We start from the raw sequence: 1,312 nt of genomic DNA on the forward strand, positions 1-1,312 counted from the left end.
CTGCTGATTTGCTTGATTTCAGAGGAAGGTCTAGCTCAAATACCCAGCGTAAACTTTTCTCAATACTTTAACTTCCCGGCACTTTATCAACCTAATTCGCCAGGTAGCACGAGTGATAAATATGAGATTAGAGGTATATACCGACAGCAATGGCAAACAATAGACGCACAATTTCAGACTTTTGGCATATCAGGCAGTTATAAGATCAATAAAAATCCATTGGGCAAGGGAGCCATTGGACTAGGCTTTTATGCTTTAGATGATAAGCTTGGCAACAACGTAATTTCGTTTCAGGAAGTAGGTATAAATGCAGCACTTCACTATCCACTTGATTTTGAAGAACGACATTTAATATCCTTTGGGATCAACAGTAATTTCAGCACGAGTGCTGTAAACTACGAAGACCTTTATTTTCAAAATCAATACAATGGTTTTTTTCTCGACAGAAACTTACCTACGGGTGAATCTATAGCAAACGAAAATGTACGAAACATTAATTTTGGAGCAGCTCTAGGGTATAAGATGATCATCAACCCAGGCTTAAGGGCCAATTTCAACTTGTCTGCGCTTGACATTTTAAAACCAAAAGAAAGTTTCTTAACAGAAAGCATGACGGCCAATAAAAGCATGCAGTGGTTTGGAGATCTTTCAATAAAGAAAAAGTTAAACACACGGTTGGCTCAATCTGGTCTCGTACAGGTAATGTCCATTCAAAATGCTCAAACCTATCGCATTGGCTCTATCACTGAATATTCGGCACTAAACAATGGAGAATTGAAATTAAGCGCTGGGTTGTTTTATGAACTTGAAGATGCACTAATTGCCTATGGAGGGCTTGGCTACAAGCAATATGCCGTCCATTTGAGTTATGATTTTACCATGTCTAACCTAAACGACATTACAAGCGCTACCAATCAGAGTTATCAAACCCCGGGTGCCTTTGAAATATCGTTTGTAATGAAAGGCCTCGCTGCAGGTAGTAAAACAAAATATGCTGTTCCTTGCAGATTCTTTTAAACATGAAGCTACTACTTACCTTTATCTTTCCCTTCTGTACTCTTTTTATGAGCCCATTAGCTATGAGCCAATCAGATCCTTTATCTGAGGCCCAGGCTTTTTACAATCGCAATGATCATTACAATGCTATATCTGCTTACAGTAAAATCATAAAACAATATCCTGGTAACGCGGAAGCTCTTTTTTATTTAGGCAATTCCTATCATTACGTGAGAAATCATACTCAGGCCGCTGAAACGTATGATAAATTGCACAAAGCCATTGGCAAGGATAAAAATGCTAAAAACCATTATTA

The 1,312-nt window shown here is 38.2% G+C and carries 2 protein-coding genes; both read left to right on the forward strand.

Translation table 11 applies throughout. The features are described 5' to 3' along the window. Positions 1–1,017 (forward strand): PorP/SprF family type IX secretion system membrane protein (locus E1176_RS03965; RefSeq protein WP_222933079.1); only part of this gene is annotated, 1,017 nt, incomplete at its 5' end. A 2-nt stretch (positions 1,018–1,019) separates the two neighbouring features. Continuing rightward, positions 1,020–1,312 (forward strand): tetratricopeptide repeat protein (locus tag E1176_RS03970; RefSeq protein ID WP_155209274.1); only part of this gene is annotated, 293 nt, incomplete at its 3' end.

The sequence above is a fragment of the Fulvivirga aurantia genome, assembly GCF_009711475.1.
GTDB lineage: Bacteria > Bacteroidota > Bacteroidia > Cytophagales > Cyclobacteriaceae > Fulvivirga > Fulvivirga aurantia.